Origin of the sequence: Sphingomonas sp. CCH9-F2, assembly GCF_001556735.1 — a bacterium.
In the GTDB taxonomy this organism is placed as follows: domain Bacteria; phylum Pseudomonadota; class Alphaproteobacteria; order Sphingomonadales; family Sphingomonadaceae; genus Sphingomonas; species Sphingomonas ginsenosidimutans.
In genome coordinates this window covers 1-935 of the sequence record NZ_LSJO01000454.1, presented here as the reverse complement: position 1 = coordinate 935, position 935 = coordinate 1, and the positions used below count along the sequence as shown (strand labels likewise).

The window sequence follows — 935 nt, the reverse complement described above, 5'->3', positions numbered from 1 at the left end:
GTATCGCTTCGCCGACCGCCGCGACATTGCCGTCATTGTCGACCCATACCGGACCGCCCAGCGCCTCGGCCAGCAGCGTGTCGAGGGGGAGCAGCGCCCAGGAATCGAGCGGGGTGGGCGGATTGAGCCGCGCGCCGTCGCCGATGAAATAGCCGGTGACGCCGCAACCGATGCCCAGCCGGCGCGCCGGATCCAGACCGGCTTCGGTAATCGCGTCGGCGATCATCGCAGCGATCTGTCGCGCGCCCGCCGCGAAATCGGACTGCTCCAATGGTGCTGAAGCGCGTGCGCGGATCGCACCGGCGAAATCGACCAGCACCAGGGTCACGGCATCGGTCATCACCGATATCCCGACCGAGAAGGTGGCATCGGGGTTGAGACGCAGCGGTGCGCCGGGCTTGCCGCGACCGGCGATTTCCGGCGTGCCTTCCATCACCAGCCCGCGGTCGAGCAGCGGCTCGATCAGCCGCCCCACCGAATGGGGGGCCAGCATGGTGACACGGGCGAGTTCGGCGCGCGAGGCGGCGCCGCGCCGCGACAGCAGCGACAGGACGACGCGCTCATTGGCGGTTGCGGTTCGCAGACCGTCGGCGCGCAGGAAAGGGGAAGGGAAGGTGCCGGCGAAGCGATCGGTCATCGGCCTGTTGCGCCGTGCGCCAGCCGACTTGTCAAGGCGGCTGGCAGCAGCAGCAGTGCGGCGGAGAGGCACCCGGCGGCCGTCCCGCCAGCGAGGATCATAAGCCCCGTGACCGTGAAACTGCTCTGCCCGGCAAGGGCCGCGGTCATTGCCAGTCCGGCAAGGCCCAGTGCCAGTTTGCTGACCATGGTGTAGCGGGCATAACCGCCGGCGCCCCGCGCCAGTCGCGGCAGGAGCGCCCAGCCGACGAGGTTGGTCACGCCCAGCATCGTGCCCAGCAGGAACGGCAGTGCCATTC

The 935-nt window shown here is 69.7% G+C and carries 2 protein-coding genes; both read right to left on the bottom strand.

All coding sequences use genetic code 11. From position 1 onward, the window contains the following. Positions 1-637, bottom strand: a 637-nt coding sequence (locus tag AX685_RS12595) for an ROK family transcriptional regulator (RefSeq protein WP_156445789.1), incomplete at its 3' end; no start/stop codon positions are given. Beyond that, positions 634-935, bottom strand: a 302-nt coding sequence (locus AX685_RS22650; RefSeq protein WP_197418606.1) for a hypothetical protein, incomplete at its 5' end; no start/stop codon positions are given. The genes AX685_RS22650 and AX685_RS12595, both read right to left, overlap by 4 nt.